Here is a 2,110-nt window from a genome sequence, read left to right as displayed (position 1 = left end):
AATTGAAGAAAAATTCATCATCTGAAGATTTAGAAGAAATATTTTTTGAATTAATAACTCAAGGAGAGAATTTAGAATGAATTGGAAAAATATCAAACTTATTTTTATTAAAGAGTTAGTGGGGACGGTCCGGGATAAAAGGACCATCATTGCTATGATCATAATCCCTTTAATTTTTTATCCTATTTTATTTATGGGAATTGGCTATTTTAACCAGATGGGAAATGAAAAATCAGAGGAGGCTATCTCTAAGATTATAATAATCGGAGCAGAATTTTCCCCTCCACTGCTGAAATATTTTCAAAACAACCCCAAAATTGAAATTCTTTCTATACCAAATAATCCTCTACTTAAACTACAAAAAGGGGAAGTCCAATTAATTTTAATCATCCCTTCAGATTTTAAAGATAGAATAGAAGAAGGAGAATCCGGTCCACTTATTTTGAAATATGATGCTACAGAGACCAAATCAAGGATAGCTCAAAAAAGAATTAATCAAGCAATTGCAGAATACGAAAAGGAGATAATTTCTCAACGGCTTTCTATGATGCATTTAAAAGAAGAATTTATTCGTCCTTTAATTCTTCAAACGGAAAATGTAGCGTCACCACAAAAAGTGACTGGCTCATTATTGGGAGTTTTACTCCCTTATTTGATTGTAATACTCATCTTTGTAGGAGCGATGCATACAGCGGTAGATATTACTGCTGGCGAGAAGGAAAGAGGGACTATTACTACTTTATTAGTAAGTCAAATAAATCGATTAGAAATTGTATTAGGAAAATGTTTTGCCGTAATGTTGATCTCTTTTATCAGCATGGTTTTAGGTTTGATAGGGCTTACTCTGGCCTTTTTATCCGGAACTTCTATTATGGGAGGTATAGAAGGAGTGGAATTTGGAATTTCTTTTAGTACTATCTTTTTGCTATTTTTAGTATTGCTCCCTTTGGTCGGATTAGCTAGTGCAGTTTTGATCATGGTAGGTATATTTGCCCGCAATATTAAAGAAGCTTCAAGTTATATTACTCCTATATATATGTTGACTATCTTTTTAGGAGTAATCTCCATAAGTCAAGGAATAGAATTGAGTGGTAAAATGTTTTTAGTCCCGGTATTAAATAGTAGTTTTGTTTTTAAAGAAATACTAATGGGGAAGATTTATTGGAGTCACATTATTACTACTTTTAGCGCCAATATGGTTATTGCTACCTTAGCTCTACTAGGTGCCACTCGCCTTTTTACTAAAGAAGAAGTTCTTTTCAGAAGTTAAAAATAGTACCCTAAGGCCGGTAGGACAGACATCCCCTGTTTTCACTGGGGCAGGCTCGCCGATCCTAAAAGGTGATAAGCAATGGAAAAATGCAACCAGGTTATCAATCAAGAAAAACAAAAACAAGCAAAAGAATATCAGAATAAAAAAATTCTTTTTAAAATAATTGGGGCAGCTCTTTTTTTAAGCTATTTTTTAATATTAATCTTCTGCAACTTTTCTTTTTCCATTAAAGAAAAAATATTACATTTTATTGATCTGGAATGGCAGGTTATCGCCCTATATATTTTCTTTGTTCTAACTGCTTATAATTTAATTTCCTTACCTTTAGAGTTTTACACCTCTTATACCTTCGAGCACAAATATCATTTTTCTACTCAAACAGTCAAAGATTGGTTCAAAGATTATTTAAAAAGTTATCTTTTAAGTTTAAGTTTGGCTGTCCCTATTATGGAAGGAATTTATTGGGCTATCAGAATATTTCCTCTAAATTGGTATCTGATAGTATCCATCTTTACTATTTTTTTAACTGTTCTTTTAAGCTATCTTTCCCCTATATGGTTGACTCCTCTTTTTTTTAAACTGAAAAAGATAGAAGAAGACAATGAATTAGCCCAAAGGTTAATTAGATTATGTAATAGGATAAATACTAAAGTTAAAGGGGTTTATGAAATAAATTTTAGTTCAAAGACTACTAAAGCCAATGCTTATCTTTCTGGATTAGGGAATACTCGGAGGATTGTAATAGCCGATAATCTTTTAGAAAATTTTACTCTCGACGAAGCAGAAGTTGTGTTTGCTCATGAATTAGGTCATCAGGTTCACAAGGATCTTATAAAA

At 32.1% G+C, this 2,110-nt stretch carries 2 protein-coding genes; both read left to right on the top strand.

The genetic code is table 11. The features are described 5' to 3' along the window. Nucleotides 1-76: 76 nt before the first annotated feature. Nucleotides 77-1,270 carry an ABC transporter permease gene (locus tag COZ07_RS06480; protein WP_406607755.1) on the top strand — a complete coding sequence of 398 codons (1,194 nt, stop codon included), beginning with the start codon at nt 77-79 and terminating at the stop codon, nt 1,268-1,270. A gap of 81 nt (nt 1,271-1,351) precedes the next feature. Next, the coding region (locus COZ07_RS06475) for a M48 family metalloprotease (RefSeq protein WP_406607754.1) at nt 1,352-2,110 on the top strand (759 nt) is incomplete at its 3' end.

It is taken from the genome of Candidatus Infernicultor aquiphilus, from assembly GCF_002784285.1.
GTDB classification, from domain to species: Bacteria; Atribacterota; Phoenicimicrobiia; order Phoenicimicrobiales; family Phoenicimicrobiaceae; genus Infernicultor; species Infernicultor aquiphilus.
This window is presented reverse-complemented; position numbering and strand designations above follow the sequence as displayed.